The 18,313-nt window shown below is 60.0% G+C and carries 14 protein-coding genes and 2 pseudogenes; 9 read left to right on the forward strand and 7 right to left on the reverse strand.

All coding sequences use genetic code 11. From position 1 onward, the window contains the following. Positions 1-5: 5 nt before the first annotated feature. Positions 6-1,547, reverse strand: a complete 1,542-nt coding sequence (locus PspS34_RS08405) for an NCS1 family nucleobase:cation symporter-1 (protein ID WP_057715716.1) — start codon at positions 1,545-1,547, stop codon at positions 6-8. A 463-nt stretch (positions 1,548-2,010) separates the two neighbouring features. Here PspS34_RS08405 and PspS34_RS28480 point away from each other — a divergent pair. After that, positions 2,011-2,091 (forward strand): annotated as a pseudogene (locus PspS34_RS28480) (potassium-transporting ATPase subunit C); the annotation flags it as partial. 4 nt (positions 2,092-2,095) lie between these two features. Here the strand turns inward: PspS34_RS28480 and PspS34_RS08410 are convergent. Further along, positions 2,096-2,836: a phosphoadenylyl-sulfate reductase gene (locus PspS34_RS08410; RefSeq protein ID WP_057715715.1), complete on the reverse strand. Its 741-nt coding sequence runs from the start codon at positions 2,834-2,836 to the stop codon at positions 2,096-2,098. A 173-nt stretch (positions 2,837-3,009) separates the two neighbouring features. On the opposite strand from PspS34_RS08410, the gene thrH reads away from it, so the two are divergent. Then, complete coding sequence (gene thrH / locus PspS34_RS08415; RefSeq protein ID WP_057715714.1) at positions 3,010-3,627, forward strand: bifunctional phosphoserine phosphatase/homoserine phosphotransferase ThrH; 618 nt, start codon at positions 3,010-3,012, stop codon at positions 3,625-3,627. Between the two features lie 109 nt (positions 3,628-3,736). Here the strand turns inward: thrH and pabB are convergent, their stop codons facing one another. After that, complete coding sequence (pabB, locus tag PspS34_RS08420) at positions 3,737-5,080, reverse strand: aminodeoxychorismate synthase component I (RefSeq protein ID WP_159389560.1); 1,344 nt, start codon at positions 5,078-5,080, stop codon at positions 3,737-3,739. 101 nt (positions 5,081-5,181) lie between these two features. Here pabB and PspS34_RS28485 point away from each other — a divergent pair. Beyond that, positions 5,182-5,259 (forward strand): annotated as a pseudogene (locus tag PspS34_RS28485) (YqgE/AlgH family protein); the annotation flags it as partial. Between the two features lie 12 nt (positions 5,260-5,271). Here PspS34_RS28485 and PspS34_RS08425 read toward each other — a convergent pair. From PspS34_RS08425 to PspS34_RS08435, 3 genes are read right to left on the reverse strand one after another with little or no spacing between them, the layout of a single operon-like run. Next, positions 5,272-6,258: an alpha-L-glutamate ligase-like protein gene (locus PspS34_RS08425; protein ID WP_057715712.1), complete on the reverse strand. Its 987-nt coding sequence runs from the start codon at positions 6,256-6,258 to the stop codon at positions 5,272-5,274. After that, positions 6,258-7,793 (reverse strand): inactive transglutaminase family protein, encoded by a 1,536-nt coding sequence (locus PspS34_RS08430; protein ID WP_057715711.1) that lies wholly within the window; start codon positions 7,791-7,793, stop codon positions 6,258-6,260. Before PspS34_RS08430 ends, PspS34_RS08425 begins: the two co-directional genes overlap by 1 nt. A gap of 5 nt (positions 7,794-7,798) precedes the next feature. Further along, positions 7,799-8,335, reverse strand: coding sequence for an ATP-dependent zinc protease (locus tag PspS34_RS08435; RefSeq protein ID WP_046042906.1), 537 nt, complete (start codon positions 8,333-8,335; stop codon positions 7,799-7,801). Positions 8,336-8,632: 297 nt separating this feature from the next. Here PspS34_RS08435 and PspS34_RS08440 point away from each other — a divergent pair, with 297 nt between their 5' ends. The 6 genes from PspS34_RS08440 to prpD all read left to right on the forward strand — a co-directional run bounded on the left by PspS34_RS08440 (position 8,633) and on the right by prpD (position 17,220). Beyond that, complete coding sequence (locus PspS34_RS08440; protein ID WP_008048579.1) at positions 8,633-9,352, forward strand: GntR family transcriptional regulator; 720 nt, start codon at positions 8,633-8,635, stop codon at positions 9,350-9,352. Then, the gene (gene prpB, locus PspS34_RS08445) at positions 9,349-10,239 is read left to right on the forward strand and encodes a methylisocitrate lyase (RefSeq protein ID WP_008017616.1); all 891 of its coding nucleotides are present in this window, start codon (positions 9,349-9,351) and stop codon (positions 10,237-10,239) included. Before PspS34_RS08440 ends, prpB begins: the two co-directional genes overlap by 4 nt. Before the next feature lie 185 nt (positions 10,240-10,424). Beyond that, on the forward strand, positions 10,425-11,552 hold the full coding sequence (prpC, locus tag PspS34_RS08450; protein WP_008048580.1) for a 2-methylcitrate synthase: 1,128 nt from the start codon (positions 10,425-10,427) through the stop codon (positions 11,550-11,552). Positions 11,553-11,757: 205 nt separating this feature from the next. Continuing rightward, a complete protein-coding gene (gene acnD, locus PspS34_RS08455) occupies positions 11,758-14,352 on the forward strand; it encodes a Fe/S-dependent 2-methylisocitrate dehydratase AcnD (protein WP_159389561.1) in 2,595 nt (864 codons plus the stop codon). Between the two features lie 66 nt (positions 14,353-14,418). Continuing rightward, positions 14,419-15,609 (forward strand): 2-methylaconitate cis-trans isomerase PrpF, encoded by a 1,191-nt coding sequence (gene prpF, locus PspS34_RS08460; protein ID WP_090454031.1) that lies wholly within the window; start codon positions 14,419-14,421, stop codon positions 15,607-15,609. A 126-nt stretch (positions 15,610-15,735) separates the two neighbouring features. After that, positions 15,736-17,220: a 2-methylcitrate dehydratase gene (gene prpD / locus PspS34_RS08465; protein ID WP_154860688.1), complete on the forward strand. Its 1,485-nt coding sequence runs from the start codon at positions 15,736-15,738 to the stop codon at positions 17,218-17,220. A gap of 118 nt (positions 17,221-17,338) precedes the next feature. Here the strand turns inward: prpD and PspS34_RS08470 are convergent, their stop codons facing one another. Then, positions 17,339-18,157, reverse strand: coding sequence for a pyruvate, water dikinase regulatory protein (locus PspS34_RS08470; RefSeq protein WP_008048584.1), 819 nt, complete (start codon positions 18,155-18,157; stop codon positions 17,339-17,341). Positions 18,158-18,313 lie beyond the last annotated feature (156 nt).

Consider the following 18,313-nt stretch of genomic DNA (forward strand, 5'->3'; position numbering starts at 1 on the left):
CAGGATCAGTGGCTGACGTTGTCGACCGCGATGGCTTCGCCGCTAACATCGACGTAATGCGGTTGGCGCTTGGCGATGATCAGGTAGAGCATCCCGGCGATACCGGCACCAATCAGCCAGGAGAATGGCGATACGCTGTGGAAGCCCGGTACCAATGCCAGGACGATGGCGATCAACGCTGCAGGAATGAACGCCGCCACCGCGCGCAAATTGACACCGCGGCTGTAGTAATACGCGCCGTCAGGGTCTTCGCTGTACAACTGCGGCACGTTGATCCGGCCTTTGCGTACCAGCCAGTAGTCGACCATGATCACCCCGTACAACGGGCCGAGCAGGGCACCGAGGCCGGACAGGAAGTACACGATCACCAGCGGGCTGTTGTAGAGGTTCCACGGCAGGATCAGCACAGCGATGGTCGCGCTGATCAAGCCGGCGCGGCGGAAGGTCAGGTACTTGGGCGCCAGGTTGCTGAGTACGAACGCCGGGGCGACGAAGTTGGCCATGATGTTCACCGCCACGGTGACGATCAGGAACGCCAGGCAGCCGAGCACTAGGAAGAAGGTGTTGGGGATCGAGGCGATGATTTCGGTCGGGCTTTCGATGATCCGGCCATTGATCTGAAATTGCGCGCCGCACAGCAGGACGGTAATGCCGGCGAATACCAGGATGTTCACCGGCAAGCCCCAGAAATTTCCGACCTTGATGGTTTTGCGGCACGGCGAAGAACGGGCAAAGTCGCAGAAGTTGAGGATCAAGGTGCCGTAGATCGCCAGCCACAGTGCGCCGCCGGCAAAGATGTTGCGCCACATCTCACCGCCAGTCAGCGGCTCACGGATAGACCAGGCGATGGTCGCATCGGCCTGGGTGTACATCCACGCGGCAAGGGCGGCGACGGTCAGCAGAATCACCGGGCCGGCAAATGCCTCGTAGCGCCGCACCATCTCCATGCCATAGGCCAGGATCGCCAGTTGCACGAACCAGATCGCGACGAAACACACCCAGCCCAGGGTCGACAGGCCGAGGATCGAGTCGTGGTCGTAGTCGGCGAACCCGGGATGGACCGCCGTTAACAACACGCGAAAGACCACGGACGCAAGATACGTCTGGATACCGAACCAGGCGATGGCGATAACGGCGCGGATCAATGCAGGAATCTGCGCACCGTGAATGCCGAAACTGATCCGGCTGATGACCGGAAACGGCACCCCGGTTTTCTGGCCCATGTAGCCAGACAGGTTCATGAAGAAGTAAACCAGCGCGGCACCGATTCCCAGGGACAGGAGAATCTGCCAGCCACCCAGACCCAAGGCGTACAAGCCTATGGCAAACGAGTAGTTGGCAATGTTGTGCACGTCGTTGGTCCACAGGGCAAAGATGCTGTAGCGGCCCCAGCGCCGACCTTCGGACTTGGTCGGTGCCAGGTCCTTGTTGTGCAATCGGGGGCTGAGCACCACGGGGGCGTGATGCGCCTGATTGTCGACGGTGTGGATGGAATGGGAGGAGGGTAGATCCAGCGCGATGTTGTTATTGGAGAGACTAGTACGCATTCCGGCAGGCTCCTGATGCTCGACATCGCGATGACTGTGCATGAGCGTTGGCTCGACAAATCTTCGTCGCGGATGGCGAATATCATTGGTTACGGGGCATCTGCAGCCTGTACGGGATAGGGCGCTTCAGGCTTGCGGATCTAAAGTGTGTGTATGTTTTGAAGTGATTGTATACAAAACATGTATGCACTTAAGCCAGAACTGTGCCAGCTGGCAGTTCTATGAAACGCGCTGCTCATTTCGTTTTGTTATGGCGTTTCGCCAAATTACTGAAAAATAGGCAATTTAAATTGACCGATTGAACAGGTATTTATTTTACGAAGGGGATTCAGGAGGACATGGCGGTGTACGTCAGGCGGGGGGATGTAACTTTTGGGGGCGCAGAAACGAAAAGTGCACACATAAATGGCACCGATGGTGACATTCCTGTGTACACATTTTTGTGGGAGAGAGCTTGCTCGCGATGGTCGTCAATGAAAACGCTGTATTCCTGACACCCCATGGCGCTCTTGGGTTTATCGCGAGCAAGCTCGCTCCTACAGGGGTATTTACGCTTTCGACTTGCTGATGATATTCCCCGCATGCAGCCCGCATTCCTTCTGCGTCGCTTCTTCCCACCACCAACGGCCTTCACGCTCATGCTGGTTCGGCAGTACCGGGCGGGTGCAGGGTTCGCAGCCGATGCTGATGAAACCGCGTTCGTGCAGGCTGTTGTACGGCAACTCCAGCATGCGGATGTAGCCCCAGATCTCTTCGCTGGTCATTTGCGCCAGCGGGTTGAACTTGTACAGGGTGCGTTCCGGGGTGGAGAACGCGGTGTCGATTTCCATCACCGCGACGGCGCTGCGGGTGCCGGGGCTCTGGTCCCGACGCTGGCCGGTCGCCCAGGCCGTCACGCCTGACAGCTTGCGGCGCAGCGGTTCGATCTTGCGGATGCCGCAGCATTCGCCATGGCCGTCCTTGTAGAAGCTGAACAGGCCTTTTTCCTTCACGAACGGCTCAAGTTTCGTGTAGTCCGGCGACACCAGTTCGATGTCGATCTTGTAGTGCTCGCGCACCTGATCGATGAAGCGGTAGGTCTCGGGGTGCAAGCGACCGGTGTCGAGGCTGAACACTTTGACGTTCTTGTTCAGCTTCCAGGCCATGTCCACCAGCACCACGTCTTCGGCGCCGCTGAAAGATATCCACAGGTCATCGCCAAACTCGGCAAACGCGAGTTTCAGAATGTCCTGGGCGGATTTGTTGGCATAGGTCGTGGCGAGTTCCACGACGTCGAACGTTGGGCTCATCAGGGCGGCTTCCTACAGGTCGGTGGCGCTGGGCGCTCTATATGGGGTCGATGGTAACAAAAAGCTGCACGGGCCGGGGCATCCTCTGCGTTGCGCAGGCAGGCCCGAATCGCTAGAGTTCGGCAGTCTTTTTGCTCGCTCGACTCAATAATCAATACAAATGGGAGTGTCTTGTGGAAATTGCCTGTCTGGATCTTGAAGGTGTGCTGGTTCCGGAAATCTGGATCGCCTTCGCCGAAAAAACCGGGATCGAATCCCTCAGGGCCACTACCCGGGACATTCCCGACTACGACGTGCTGATGAAGCAGCGCCTGCGAATTCTCGACGAGCACGGCCTGAAGCTCTCCGACATTCAGGAAGTGATCGCCACGCTCAAGCCGCTCGATGGCGCCATCGAGTTCGTCGACTGGCTGCGCGAGCGCTTCCAGGTGGTGATCCTGTCGGACACCTTCTATGAGTTCTCCCAGCCGCTGATGCGTCAGCTGGGCTTCCCGACCTTGCTCTGCCATCGCCTGATTACTGACGACACTGGGCGAGTCACTGACTATCAACTGCGTCAGAAAGATCCCAAGCGTCAGTCGGTCCTGGCCTTCAAGAGTCTCTACTACCGGGTGATCGCGGCGGGGGATTCCTACAACGACACCACGATGCTGGGCGAGGCCGATGCCGGGATTCTGTTCCATGCGCCGGATAACGTGATTGCGCAGTTCCCGCAGTTCCCGGCGGTGCACACGTTTGAAGCGTTGAAGCAGGAGTTCATCAAGGCATCAAACCGGACCCTGAGCTTGTAATCACATTCCCTGTATGTAGGAGCGAGCCTGCTCGCGATGGTCGTCAACGATAACGCGGGGCACCAGACAGCCCGCGTCGTCAGTTGCTCCATCGCGAGCAGGCTCGCTCCTACAGGTTTTGCAGCGTATCGAGCAGTACCTTCACCTTGGTAATCGACTCCTGATACTCAGCCTGCCACTGCGAGTCCGCGACAATCCCGCCACCGCCCCAGCAACACACCTGCCCGTCCTTGACCAGCAAACTACGGATGGCGATGGAGCTGTCCATTTCGCCGCGTACGTCCAGGTACAGCAACGAACCGCAATACAGGCCGCGCCGGGTCGGCTCCAGTTCGTCGATGATCTGCATGGCACGAATCTTTGGCGCGCCGGTAATCGAGCCGCCGGGGAAGCTGCCGGCGATCAGGTCCAGGGCATCGCGCTCATCCGCCAGTTCACCGGTGACGCTGCTCACCAGGTGGTGCACGTTCGGATAGCTTTCCAGGCTGAACAATTCCGGCACCCGTACTGAGCCTGTGCGGCAGGTGCGACCGAGGTCATTGCGCAGCAGGTCGACAATCATCAGGTTTTCCGCGCGGTCCTTGGGGCTGGCCAGCAATTCGGCGGCGTTCGCGGCGTCCTGCTCGGGCGTCAGGCCTCGGGGGCGAGTGCCCTTGATCGGGCGGGTTTCCACATGGCCCTGGCTGACTTTGACGAAGCGCTCCGGCGACAGGCTGAGTACGGCATCGCCATCAGGCAAGTTCTGGAAGCCGGAAAAAGGCGTCGGGCAAGCAGCGCGTAGCGCACAGTAAGCGGCCCACGGATCACCCAGGCAGGGTGCGCGAAACCGTTGGGCGAAATTGACCTGATAGCAGTCGCCGGCCTGAATGTACTGCTGGATGCGCTCGATGGCCTGTTGATACTCATCGGCGCTCAAGTCGGCAGTCATCGGGGTGAGCAGCTTGAAGGGCGCGATCGCTTGCGGCGCAGGCTGGCTGAGCAGTTCGATCAGGCGCTGACGCTCGCTGTCGGGCAGGGTCGGGTGGAACACCAATTGACTGGTCTGCGAAAGGTGATCGCTGATCAAGGCCCAGCCGTACAAGCCGAAACGTGCGTCGGGCAGATGCAGGTCATCACTGGCCTGGCTCGGCAGGCGCTCCAGATGTCGGCCGAAGTCGTAACTCAGGTAACCGATCAACCCACCGGCAAACGGCAACTCATAATCTGCCGGCAGAATGGCTTCGCCCAGGCGTGTCAGGTTGTCGCGCAGGCGTTGCAGGAAAGCATCGCCACTTTCGTCGGGCGACACCGTCAGTTGTTCCAGTGGCCAGGCGCTGAGCAGGTCATAGCGACCGCGGTCGGCGCTGGGGCGGCCACTGTCGAGCAGGACGGCACCGGGCGCATGGCGAATCGCCGCGAAATATTCGGCGGGGTTGGCGCGATAGGGCAGCGGGTGTACGGAACAGGTCAACATGGGCGGGGGAAGTCAGCCATCGAGGCGGGGTGGCGATTGTAGTCCCCTCGGAGAATTGCTCCTAGAGGGGATTGAGTACTGTAGGAGCGAGCTCGCTCGCGATGGTCGTCAACGATAACGCTGTATGCCTGACCCCCCACAGTGTTTTCAGGTTCATCGCGAGCAAGCTCGCTCCTACATAGAGAAGGGCCTCAGCCCTCGACCGCAGGAATATGCCCAAACATCTCCTGCACAAACGCCACGCGCTCTTCGACCGATTCACTCACGCCACGCGCCTTCAGGTCTTCCAGCCGCGCCTCGACCGCATGAGTGCGCAACGTCAGGCCGCAGTCATTGGCAATCTGGATATTCAGCCCCGGCCGGGCGTTGAGCTCCAGAATCAGCGGGCCTTTTTCCTGGTCCAGAACCATGTCGACACCGATGTAGCCCAAACCGCACAACTCATAGCAACCAGCGGCGAGTTTCATGAAACCGTCCCAGTAGGGCAGTTGCACGCCATCCACTGCATTGGTGGTGTCCGGGTGTTTGTTGATGATGTTGTTCAGCCAGGTGCCGCGCAGGGTCAGGCCGGTGGCCAGGTCCACACCGACGCCGATGGCGCCCTGGTGCAGGTTGGCCTTGCCGTTGGACTGGCGCGTCGGCAGGCGCAACATGGCCATCACCGGGTAGCCCATCAAAACAATGATGCGAATGTCCGGCACGCCTTCGTAACTGATGCTCTTGAAGATCTGGTCCGGAATCACGCGGTATTCGATCAGCGCCCGGTCGCGGTGACCGCCCAGGGAGTACAGGCCGGTCAGGATGCTGGAAACCTGGTGTTCGATTTCTTCATGGCTGATGATCCGGCCGGACACCGTGCGATAACGCCCTTCAAAGCGGTCGGCGATGACCAGGATGCCATCTCCGCCAGCGCCCTGGGCCGGTTTGATCACGAAGTCATTGCGTGCGCCGATGATCTCTTCGAGATTGTCGATTTCCTTCTCGGTGGAGATCACGCCATACAGTTCGGGCACATGGATGCCGGCGGCGATGGCGCGTTCCTTGGTGATGATCTTGTCATCGACGATCGGGTACAGGCTGCGCTTGTTGTATTTGAGCACGTAGTCTGCGTTGCGCCGATTGATCCCCATGATGCCCCGGGCTTCCAGGGCCTTCCAGGTCTTCCAGAGGCCGAACATCAGGCGTCAGCCTTTTTCAGGAAGGCCTTGAAGCGCACCAGTTCGGTCAGGCGGTAACCGCGATAACGACCCATGGCCAGCATGAAGCCCACCAGGATCAGCAGGATCGCCGGGAAAGTGAACACGAAGTACACCAGTTCCGGCACGCTCATGATCAGGTGCGCCAGGGACGCGGCGAACAGGGTGCCGACGGCCACTTTCATGGCATGGCCACCGCCGCGCTCTTCCCAGGTGATCGACAGGCGCTCGATGGTCATGGTCAGGATCACCATCGGGAACAGCGCCACCGATAAACCGCGTTCCAGGCCGAGTTTATGGCTGAGCAGGCTGATGGCCGCAATCAGCACCACCACGAACGTCAGCACCACCGACAGCCGCGGCAGCATTTGCAGTTTCAGGTGTTCGAGATAGGAGCGCAGCGACAAGCCCAGCGCCGTGATGATGGTAAACAGCACGATACCGAAGCCGAGCTGGGTTTCGCGGAAGGCGAGGGCGATCAGCACCGGGGTGAAAGTGCCCAGGGTCTGGATGCCGATCAGGTTGCGCAGGATCAGGATCACCAGCACGCCGATCGGGATCATCACCATGATCATGAAGGTCTGCTGGGTTTGCAGCGGCAGGCCGTACAGCGAGTACTCGAGGAAATTGGCGTCGGTGTTTTCGTCGGTCAGCTTGGCCAGGCGAATGGCGTTCATTTCGCTGTTGTTCAGGCTGAAAGTCACGTTGGCTTTCTTGCCACCATCGACGGTGATCAGGTTTTCGTCGCCGGTCCACCACAGCAGGCGGTCGGTCGGCAGGCCCTGTTCACCGGTTTCCGGGTTGAAGTACAGCCAGTCGGTGCCATTGAAGCTGCGCAGCCACAGTTCCGGCATTTGCGGCTGATCGGCCACCAGGCGGATGGTGTGGACCTTCTCGATCGGCACATGGGCGATGGACAGCAGCAGCTCGACGATTTTCGCCTTGTGCGCCGCGGATGGATCACCAGCCAGCAGCAGCTTCACGTTGTCGTCGTTGAGGTTGTTGACCCGTTTGATGGCTTCGCCGACGAAAGTTTCGACATCGGCCGAGTGTTGGCGAATCGGTGCGAGCAGGGCTTCGGCGGCGATTTTTTCCGGGCCTTCGATGGTCATGCTGTCGCGAAAGGTCGGGCCTTTGATCTTGGCTTTCTCACCGGAATAACGCTTGGTCAGCACCAGGCGGTAATACAGCGTCTGATTGCCTTTGGCCCGGCGTGCCGACCAGGTGACCTTGCGGTTGCCGTCGACCCGGTTCACGGCCACGCCGTAGTTGTTGGAGATGAAGCTCTCGTTGAGGCTCACGAAGTCGCGGCTCAGCGGAGGCACGAACATTTGGATCTTGACCGGATCCTTGGCACTGGCGACGAACTCGACCTTGGCGTCGATGTTCCACAGGTCGTCGGTGGCGTCTTCGGTCACCGGGATGCCCAGCACGAAGATCTGATAGGCCGTAACTGAAATGCCCAGCACCACCAGGATGGCGATCAGCAGTTTCAGGTGAAGGGTAAGAGAGCGCATTTGAATTACTCGGCGGTATGAGCGTCGGTGGTGCAGGCAGGTTTGCCGGCAGCATATTTAAGGCTGGGGTCAACCAGAGCATCGAAACGTTTGAGGGCTTCGGAGCCAATCAGTAGCGGGTATTGGAAAGCGCTGCGGTCGGTCAGGTTCACTTCGATGCTGCGCAGGGCCGAGCCCATGCAGATGTCCAGTTCGATCACCGGGCGGGCGGTGTACTTCTTGCCTTCCTCCGGATCGTAGTCGCCGGCCCGGCGCTTGATCTTGCTGACACGGGCCAGCGGGCGTTCGATCGGGTGCGAATGGGCGGCGTCGATGGCCAGGTAAAAGCGCACCCACGACTCGCCGTTGCGTTTGAATCGTTTGATATCCCGTGCACTCAGGGATGCGGTTTTCGCCCCGGTGTCGAGTTTGGCCGCCACTTCCAGATCGATGCCATTGAGCGATGCGTACTCATTAAGGCCATACACGGTCTTTTCCCCGGCCATTGCGAAGCCGGGCAGGCAAAGGAAATAAAGGAAGGTGGGGAAGGGCTTGAGTCTCATAAATCCTGATGCGCAGCGGTCCGACTTGATTCAAGGCCCTGGCATCGCTGCGCAAGCTCCCTCGTATGCCTGTCAGGTTTTTATGACAGGCAGTGCAGATGTGACAAACAAATGCGGGCGGCATTCTAGCACGGTGGTTTGATGGCGCCAGCGCTGGCCGGTGGCTATAAATAGACCGGTTGCTTCGTAATGGTGCAACCGGTTATCAGAAGATTGTCGACAATATCGATTTATACTTTGACTGTGCCGCCAGTATTCGCTAGTTTTTGCGGCACTGGCTTACAAGGTGTCGACAATATGCTGGATCAACTCGATCCCCCGGTTTCTACGCAAGACGATACGGAGACGCTTTCCGAGAACGTCTTCCGACGCATTCAGGCGGCTATCGTCAAAGGTGATATCGCGCCGGGCAGCAAAATCTCCGAACCGGAACTGGCGCGCACCTACGGCATCAGCCGTGGCCCGCTGCGCGAGGCCATCCACCGTCTGGAAGGCCAGCGCCTGCTGGTTCGCGTGCCGCATGTCGGCGCACGGGTGGTGTCGCTCAATCACGCCGAACTGATTGAGCTATACGAAATCCGCGAATCCCTGGAAGGCATGGCCTGTCGCCTGGCCGCCGAGCGCATGAGCCTCGAAGAAATCGACGAGCTGCGTCGGGTCCTGGAAACCCACGAACGCGATGAGGCGTTTCAGGCCGGGAGAGGCTACTACCAGCAGGAAGGCGATTTCGACTTCCACTACCGAATCATCCAGGGCAGCGGCAACCGTACGCTGACCCAAATGCTCTGCGGCGAGCTGTATCAACTGGTGCGCATGTACCGCATCCAGTTTTCCACCACGCCCAATCGCCCGCACCAGGCGTTCGCCGAGCACCACCGCATTCTCGATGCCATCGCCGACCGTGACGGTGAACTGGCCGAGTTGTTGATGCGCCGTCACATCGGCGCCTCCAAACGCAACATCGCCCGTCATTACCAGGACGGCGCTAACCCGACAGCCAAACGAGGTGAGTCATGAGTTTGAACAAGAGCACTCCAGGCCAGCGTTTCCGCGATGCGGTCGCCAGCGAGCATCCATTGCAAGTGGTCGGCGCGATCAACGCCAACCATGCGCTGCTGGCCAAGCGCGCCGGTTTCAAGGCGATCTACCTGTCGGGTGGCGGGGTGGCTGCCGGCTCCCTCGGCGTGCCGGACCTGGGCATCACCGGCCTGGATGACGTGCTGACCGACGTGCGCCGCATCACCGATGTTTGCGACCTGCCGCTGCTGGTGGACGTGGACACCGGTTTCGGTTCCTCGGCGTTCAACGTCGCCCGTACCGTGAAGTCGATGATCAAGTTCGGCGCGGCGGCGATTCACATCGAAGACCAGGTCGGCGCCAAGCGCTGCGGTCACCGTCCTAACAAGGAAATCGTGACCCAGCAGGAAATGGTCGACCGCATCAAAGCGGCCGTCGATGCCCGTACCGATGACAGCTTCGTGATCATGGCCCGTACCGACGCCCTGGCGGTGGAAGGTCTGGAGTCTGCCCTGGATCGCGCCGCCGCGTGCATCGAGGCCGGCGCTGACATGGTGTTCCCGGAAGCCATCACTGAACTGGAAATGTACAAGCTGTTCGCCAATCGCGTGAAAGCGCCGATCCTGGCCAACATCACCGAGTTCGGCGCGACGCCGCTGTACACCACCGAGCAACTGGCCGCTGCCGACGTATCGCTGGTGCTGTACCCGCTGTCGGCGTTCCGTGCCATGAACAAGGCTGCGGAAAACGTCTACACCGCGATCCGTCGCGATGGCACGCAACAGAACGTCATCGACACCATGCAGACTCGCATGGAGCTTTACGATCGTATCGACTACCACACCTTCGAGCAGAAGCTCGATGCGTTGTTCGCCGCGAAAAAATGATGAACCCCCTGTACCTGTAGGAGCGAGCCCGCTCGCGATGGGCGTCAACGATAACGCGGGCCCCCTGACACACCGTGGTGTCGGGACCTGCATCGCGAGCAGGCTCGCTCCTACAAGGTCGGGTGTGAATCCCGATCAATGTATTTGCCGATTCCCTAACAAATTCAAGAAAACTGGAGGCAGCAATGGCCGAAGCAAAAGTACTCAGTGGCGCCGGGCTCCGTGGCCAGGTAGCCGGGCAAACCGCACTGTCCACCGTGGGCCAGTCGGGTGCCGGTCTGACCTATCGTGGTTATGACGTACGTGAACTGGCGGCTGACGCACAGTTCGAAGAAGTTGCCTACCTGCTGCTGTACGGCGAACTGCCGAGCAAGGCGCAACTGGCAGCCTACGTTGCCAAACTGAGCAAGCTGCGCGACCTGCCGCAAGCGCTCAAAGAAGTGCTGGAACGCATCCCCGCCGACGCCCACCCGATGGACGTGATGCGCACTGGCTGCTCGTTCCTGGGCAACCTGGAGCCGGAGAACAACTTCTCCGAGCAACACGACAAGACCGACCGCCTGCTGGCCGCGTTCCCGGCGATCATGACTTACTGGTATCGCTTCAGCCACGAAGGCAAGCGCATCGATTGCGTGAGCGACGAGCAGTCCATCGGCGGCCACTTCCTGCACCTGCTGCACGGCAAGAAGCCGAGCGAGCTGCACGTCAAGGTGATGAACGTTTCGCTGATCCTCTACGCGGAGCACGAGTTCAACGCGTCGACCTTCACCGCACGTGTTTGCGCCTCGACCCTGTCCGACCTGTATTCGTGCATCACCGCGGCCATCGGCTCGCTGCGCGGTCCGCTGCACGGCGGCGCCAACGAAGCGGCGATGGAAATGATCGAGCGTTTCTCGTCGCCGGAAGACGCGATCAAGGGCACCCTCGGCATGCTCGAGCGCAAGGACAAGATCATGGGCTTCGGCCACGCGATCTATAAGGACAACGATCCGCGTAACGAGGTGATCAAGGGCTGGTCGAAAAAGCTCGCTGACGAAGTGGGTGACAAGGTGTTGTTCCCGGTATCCGAAGCCATCGACAAGACCATGTGGGAGCAGAAGAAACTGTTCCCGAACGCCGACTTCTACCATGCCTCGGCGTACCACTTCATGGGCATCCCGACCAAGTTGTTCACACCGATCTTCGTCTGCTCGCGCCTGACCGGCTGGGCCGCCCACGTGTACGAACAACGTGCCAACAACCGCATCATCCGTCCAAGCGCCGAATACACCGGCGTTGAGCAGCGCAAGTTCGTACCAATCGAACAACGCTGAATGGTGGAGGCTACCGCACGGGTTACTGACTGAACCGGGAACCACTGTGGGAGCGGGCTTGCTCGCGAAGACGGACTGACATCCAACATTGATGTTGACTGATACACCGCTTTCGCGAGCAAGCCCGCTCCCACATTTGACCGAGTCCAGTTCAGTGCCTGTGCCAGGCCCCACCTTTTGTAACTACCGTGACCGAGTCCTGACGATGAACACACAATTTCGTAAACCGCTGCCCGGCAGCCACCTGGATTACTTCGATGTCCGCGCAGCGGTCGAGGCGATCCAGCCTGGCGCCTACGACACCCTGCCGTACACCTCCCGTGTACTGGCGGAAAACCTTGTGCGTCGCTGCGACCCGGCCACGCTCACCGAATCCCTGAAGCAATTCATCGAGCGCAAGCGCGACCTCGACTTCCCGTGGTTCCCGGCCCGCGTGGTGTGCCACGACATTCTCGGCCAGACCGCACTGGTCGACCTCGCCGGCCTGCGTGACGCCATCGCCCTGCAGGGCGGTGATCCGGCGCAAGTGAACCCGGTGGTGCCGACCCAACTGATCGTCGACCACTCCCTGGCCGTCGAGCGCGGTGGCTTCGATCCGGAAGCGTTCGAGAAGAACCGCGCCATCGAAGACCGTCGCAACGAAGACCGCTTCCACTTCATCAACTGGACCAAGAAGGCGTTCAAGAACGTCGACGTGATCCCGCCGGGTAACGGCATCATGCACCAGATCAACCTGGAGAAAATGTCTCCGGTGATCCAGGTGCGTGACGGCGTGGCCTTCCCTGATACCTGCGTCGGCACCGACAGCCACACCCCGCACGTCGATGCGTTGGGCGTGATCGCCATCGGTGTCGGTGGTCTGGAAGCCGAAAGCGTAATGCTCGGCCGCGCATCGTGGATGCGTCTGCCGGAAAGCGTCGGCGTCGAGCTGACCGGCAAGCTGCAGCCGGGCATCACCGCCACCGACATGGTGCTGGCGCTGACCGAGTTCCTGCGCAAGCAAAAAGTGGTTGGCGCGTGGCTGGAATTCTTCGGTGAAGGTGCTGCGGCACTGACCCTCGGCGACCGCGCGACCATCTCCAACATGGCCCCGGAATACGGCGCCACCGCGGCGATGTTCTACATCGACCAGCAGACCATCGACTACCTCAAGCTCACCGGACGTGAAGACGAGCAGGTGCAGTTGGTCGAGAACTACGCCAAGACCACGGGCCTGTGGGCCGACAGCCTGAAGGGCGCGCAATACGAGCGCGGCCTGACCTTCGATCTGTCCTCGGTGGTACGCAACATGGCTGGCCCGAGCAACCCGCACGCCCGTGTGGCGGTTTCGGATCTGGCCGCCAAAGGCATCTCCGGTCAGTGGGACGATGTGCCAGGGCAAATGCCGGACGGCGCGGTGATCATCGCCGCCATCACCAGCTGCACCAACACCAGCAACCCGCGCAACGTGATCGCCGCCGGCCTGCTGGCGCGCAACGCCAACAAGCTCGGCCTGACCCGCAAGCCGTGGGTCAAGTCGTCCCTGGCACCAGGTTCCAAAACCGTGGCGCTGTACCTCGATGAAGCCGGTTTGACCGATGAGCTGGAACAGCTCGGTTTCGGCGTCGTGGCCTTCGCCTGCACCACCTGCAACGGCATGTCCGGCGCACTGGACCCGGTGATCCAGCAAGAGATCATCGACCGTGACCTGTACGCCACTGCTGTGTTGTCCGGTAACCGTAACTTCGACGGCCGGATTCACCCGTACGCCAAGCAGGCGTTCCTCGCATCGCCGCCATTGGTCGTTGCTTACGCCATTGCCGGTACCATCCGTTTCGACATCGAAAAAGATGTGCTGGGCGTGGTCGACGGCAAGGAAATCCGCCTGAAGGACATCTGGCCGAGCGACGAAGAAATCGACGCAGTGGTGAAAGCCTCGGTCAAGCCTGAGCAGTTCCGTCAGGTCTACATCCCGATGTTCGCGATCCACGAAGACACAGGTCCCAAAGTCGCGCCGCTGTACGAGTGGCGCGAGATGAGCACCTACATCCGCCGTCCGCCGTACTGGGAAGGTGCGTTGGCCGGCGCCCGTCCGCTCAAGGGCATGCGCCCGCTGGCGGTGCTGCCGGACAACATCACCACCGATCACCTGTCGCCGTCCAACGCCATCATGCTCGACAGCGCCGCGGGCGAATACCTGGCGAAAATGGGCCTGCCGGAAGAGGACTTCAACTCCTACGCGACTCACCGTGGTGACCACCTGACCGCGCAGCGCGCGACCTTCGCCAACCCGAAACTGTTCAACGAAATGGTTCTGGAAAACGGCAAGGTCAAGCAGGGTTCGCTGGCCCGCGTCGAGCCGGAAGGCAAAGTGATGCGCATGTGGGAAGCCATCGAGACCTACATGGATCGCAAGCAGCCGCTGATCATCATCGCAGGTGCCGACTACGGTCAGGGTTCGTCCCGCGACTGGGCGGCCAAGGGCGTGCGCCTGGCGGGTGTGGAAGCGATTGCCGCCGAAGGTTTCGAGCGCATTCACCGCACCAACCTGGTGGGCATGGGCGTGTTGCCGCTGGAGTTCAAGCCGGGCACCAACCGCCACACCCTGGCCATCGACGGCAGCGAAACCTACGACGTGATTGGCGACCGCACCCCGCGTGCCGAGCTGACCCTGGTGATCCATCGCAAGAATGGCGAGCGCGTCGATGTGCCGGTGACCTGCCGCCTCGACACTGCTGAAGAAGTGTCGATCTACGAAGCCGGTGGCGTGCTGCAACGCTTCGCCCAGGACTTCCTCGAAGAATCGGCGATTGCCGTTTAACACACGCTTTGCAGACACGGGACTTTGAGTCCCGTGTCTGTTTTCAGATTAGGAGTAACGAGCACCATGGCTCATGCACCGCAGATCAAAATTCCAGCGACATACATGCGCGGCGGCACCAGCAAAGGCGTGTTTTTCAGCCTGAAGGATTTGCCTGAAGCGGCACAGGTCCCGGGCCAGGCCCGCGACGCTTTGCTGCTGCGGGTGATCGGCAGCCCCGACCCGTACGACAAACAAATCGACGGCATGGGTGGCGCGACTTCCAGCACCAGCAAAACCGTGATCCTGTCGAAAAGCATCAAGGCCGATCACGATGTCGACTACCTGTTCGGTCAGGTGTCCATCGACAAGCCCTTCGTGGACTGGAGCGGCAACTGCGGCAACCTGTCGGCGGCGGTCGGTTCGTTCGCCGTCAGCAATGGCCTGGTGGACGCCAGCCGCATCCCGCACAACGGCGTGGCGGTGGTTCGCGTGTGGCAGGCCAACATTGGCAAGACCATCATCGCCCATGTGCCGATCACCAATGGTGAAGTACAGGAAACCGGTGATTTCGAACTCGACGGCGTGACCTTCCCGGCGGCCGAAGTGCAGATCGAGTTCCTCGATCCGGCGGCGGACGAAGAGGGCGGCGGCGGTTCGATGTTCCCTACCGGCAACCTGGTGGACGACCTGGAAGTGCCCGGCGTCGGCACCTTCAAGGCGACCATGATCAACGCCGGTATCCCGACGATTTTCGTCAATGCCGAAGACATCGGCTACAAGGGCACCGAGTTGCAGGGCGCGATCAACGGCGACCCGAAAGCCTTGCTGATGTTCGAAACCATCCGCGCTTACGGGGCATTGCGCATGGGCCTGATTTCGAACGTCGACGAAGCGGCCAAGCGGCAGCACACGCCAAAAGTGGCCTTCGTCGCCAAACCGGCGGATTACGTATCGTCCAGTGGCAAAGCCATTGCGGCGGGTGATGTCGACCTGCTGGTGCGTGCGCTTTCCATGGGCAAGTTGCACCACGCGATGATGGGTACTGCTGCGGTGGCAATCGGCACGGCGGCAGCGATCACCGGTACGCTGGTTAACCTCGCGGCAGGCGGTATCGAACGCAACGCGGTGCGCTTCGGCCACCCGTCCGGTACCTTGCGCGTCGGCGCCGAGGCCAGCCAGGTCAATGGCGAGTGGACCGTGAACAAAGCGATCATGAGCCGCAGTGCACGGGTGTTGATGGAAGGGTTTGTCCGTGTGCCGGGTGATTCTTTCTGACCCACACCTTATGTAGGAGCGAGCCTGCTCGCGATGGACCTGAGAGCACCACGGGGTGTCAGGCACCCAGCGTTATCGTTGATGACCATCGCGAGCAAGGCTCGCTCCTGCAAGAGTGAATCGAACATGAGTGCCAACGTCGACCTGAACAACCGCCCCGACTACGACAAGGTCCTGCAGGACATTGCCGATTACGTCCTCAACTACAAGATCGAGTCAAAAGAGGCGCTGGATACTGCGCGCAACTGTCTGATCGATACCTTGGGTTGCGGCCTGCTGGCCCTGCGTTTTCCCGAGTGCACCAAGCATTTGGGGCCAGTGGTAGAAGGCACTGTCGTGCCATTCGGCGCCCGGGTGCCGGGGACCAGTTACCGGCTCGATCCTGTGAAGGCGGCGTGGGACATCGGCTGCATCGTGCGCTGGCTCGACTACAACGACACCTGGCTCGCGGCGGAGTGGGGGCATCCGTCGGACAACCTCGGCGGTATTCTCGCGGTAGCCGACCATTTATCACAAAAGCACCTGGCTAATGGTGTGGCGCCGCTGACCGTGCGCACAGTGCTTGAAGCGATGATCATGGCCCATGAGATTCAAGGCGTGATTGCCCTGGAAAACTCGTTCAACCGTGTCGGCCTCGATCACGTCATTCTGGTGAAAGTGGCCTCGACCGCAGTCACCGCCAAGCTGATGGGGGCCAATCGCGAGCAGTTGTTGTCGGCGTTGTCCCATGCCTTTGCGGACGGTCAGGCATTGCGCACGTATCGGCATGCGCCGAATGCCGGTTCGCGTAAATCCTGGGCGGCGGGGGATGCGTCCAGTCGTGGCGTGCGTTTGGCGGACATGGCGATGCGCGGCGAAATGGGTATTCCCGGTGTATTGAGTGCCAGGCAGTGGGGGTTTTACGACGTATTGTTCAGCCACACCAACAATGATCTGGCGCTCAAGCCTGAAGACAAGCGTGCGTTCAGTTTCTCGAGACCGTACGGCAGTTATGTGATGGAAAACGTGTTGTTCAAGATCAGTTTTCCGGCCGAGTTCCATGCGCAAACGGCCTGTGAGGCGGCGGTGACCCTGCATCCGCAAGTGCGCAATCGTCTGCACGAAATCGACCGGATCGTCATCACCACTCACGAGTCGGCGATTCGCATCATTTCCAAGGTCGGCCCGCTGGCCAATGCCGCTGATCGCGATCACTGCATCCAGTACATGACTGCCGTGCCGCTGGCCTTTGGCAATCTGGTTGCCGAGTATTACGAAGATGATTTCCACAAGGCGCATCCGATCATCGATGTGTTGCGCGACAAGATGGTGATAGTTGAGGAGCCGCGTTTCACCCGTGAGTATCTGGAGTCCGACAAGCGCTCCATTGCCAACGCTGTGCAGGTGTTTTTCAAGGACGGGTCGAGTACTGAAAACGTGGTGGTGGAATACCCGATTGGGCATCGTCGACGTCGGGTCGAAGGCATTCCGTTGCTGGAGGACAAGTTCAGGGCGAACTTGCTGACACGATTCACCAGTCAGCGTAGCGAAGAGATTTTTGCGTTGTGCAAGGATCAGCAGAAACTTGAGGCGACACCGGTAAACCGGTTTGTGGATTTGTTTGTTATCTAGGAGACCGCGTTATCGTTCATTCGCGAGCAAGCCCGCTCCCACAGGAGATCTGCGGTGAACACAAATCAACTGTGGGAGCGGGCTTGCTCGCGAAGGCGGCAGATCAGGCGCTACAAATCTATTTGAAACGCCGCTCCACACCTTTCTCCACGAGAATCTTCGCGGAGATTTCTTCTACGGAAAAGTGCGTGGAGTTGATGTTCGGAATGTTCTCGCGGCGGAACAGGTTTTCCACCTCGCGAACTTCGAACTCGCACTGGGCGTAGCTCGAATAGCGGCTGTTGGGCTTGCGCTCGTTGCGTATCGCGGTAAGGCGGTCCGGGTCGATGGTCAGGCCGAACAGCTTGTGCTGGTGGGCGCGCAGGGCGGACGGCAGTTGCAGGCGCTCCATGTCGTCTTCGGTCAGCGGGTAGTTGGCTGCACGGATACCGAACTGCATTGCCATGTACAGGCACGTCGGCGTCTTACCACATCGCGACACGCCCACTAGTATCAGGTCGGCCTTGTCGTAATAGTGCGTGCGGGCGCCGTCGTCGTTGTCGAGGGCGAAGTTAACGGCCTCGATACGCTCCATGTAGTTGGTGTTGGCGCCGATGGAGTGGGACTTGCCCACGGTATAGGAAGAATGCTCGGTCAGTTCCTGTTCAAGCGGTGCCAGGAACGTCGAGAAAATGTCGATCATGAAACCATTCGAGGTTGCGAGAATCTCACGAATGTCCTGATTGACGATGGTGTCGAAGATAATCGGACGGAAGCCGTCGGTTTCGGCGGCTTTGTTGATTTGTTGTACCATGGCCCGCGCTTTGTCCACGTTGTCGATGTACGGCCGCGTGACTTTGCTGAAGGTAATGTTTTCGAACTGCGCCAGAAGGCTTTGACCCAGGGTTTCGGCGGTAATGCCGGTACCATCGGAGATAAAGAAAGCAGATCGTTTCATTTGCACCTTGGGCCTTAAGCTAGTGACGAATCTTGGATATGATAGGCGCGATTTGCCGGCCGCCATTGGCCCGCATTCTCACTTATTTTCCAGGTCCAGGCCATATAACCGGCAAATGCTCACTTAAGCAGCCGGTTTCTGAGCTTTTCCAACACA

The sequence above is a fragment of the Pseudomonas sp. S34 genome (assembly GCF_009866745.1).
GTDB lineage: Bacteria > Pseudomonadota > Gammaproteobacteria > Pseudomonadales > Pseudomonadaceae > Aquipseudomonas > Aquipseudomonas jessenii.

What these genes read in the sequence shown, in the direction of transcription:
- PspS34_RS08405 (WP_057715716.1), bottom strand. Translation starts at nt 1,547, where the DNA reads ATGCGTACTAGTCTCTCCAATAACAACATCGCGCTGGATCTACCCTCC.
- PspS34_RS08410 (WP_057715715.1), bottom strand. Translation starts at nt 2,836, where the DNA reads ATGAGCCCAACGTTCGACGTCGTGGAACTCGCCACGACCTATGCCAAC.
- pabB (WP_159389560.1), bottom strand. Translation starts at nt 5,080, where the DNA reads ATGTTGACCTGTTCCGTACACCCGCTGCCCTATCGCGCCAACCCCGCC.
- PspS34_RS08425 (WP_057715712.1), bottom strand. Translation starts at nt 6,258, where the DNA reads ATGTTCGGCCTCTGGAAGACCTGGAAGGCCCTGGAAGCCCGGGGCATC.
- PspS34_RS08430 (WP_057715711.1), bottom strand. Translation starts at nt 7,793, where the DNA reads ATGCGCTCTCTTACCCTTCACCTGAAACTGCTGATCGCCATCCTGGTG.
- PspS34_RS08435 (WP_046042906.1), bottom strand. Translation starts at nt 8,335, where the DNA reads ATGAGACTCAAGCCCTTCCCCACCTTCCTTTATTTCCTTTGCCTGCCC.
- PspS34_RS08440 (WP_008048579.1), top strand. Translation starts at nt 8,633, where the DNA reads ATGCTGGATCAACTCGATCCCCCGGTTTCTACGCAAGACGATACGGAG.
- prpB (WP_008017616.1), top strand. Translation starts at nt 9,349, where the DNA reads ATGAGTTTGAACAAGAGCACTCCAGGCCAGCGTTTCCGCGATGCGGTC.
- prpC (WP_008048580.1), top strand. Translation starts at nt 10,425, where the DNA reads ATGGCCGAAGCAAAAGTACTCAGTGGCGCCGGGCTCCGTGGCCAGGTA.
- acnD (WP_159389561.1), top strand. Translation starts at nt 11,758, where the DNA reads ATGAACACACAATTTCGTAAACCGCTGCCCGGCAGCCACCTGGATTAC.
- prpF (WP_090454031.1), top strand. Translation starts at nt 14,419, where the DNA reads ATGGCTCATGCACCGCAGATCAAAATTCCAGCGACATACATGCGCGGC.
- prpD (WP_154860688.1), top strand. Translation starts at nt 15,736, where the DNA reads ATGAGTGCCAACGTCGACCTGAACAACCGCCCCGACTACGACAAGGTC.
- PspS34_RS08470 (WP_008048584.1), bottom strand. Translation starts at nt 18,157, where the DNA reads ATGAAACGATCTGCTTTCTTTATCTCCGATGGTACCGGCATTACCGCC.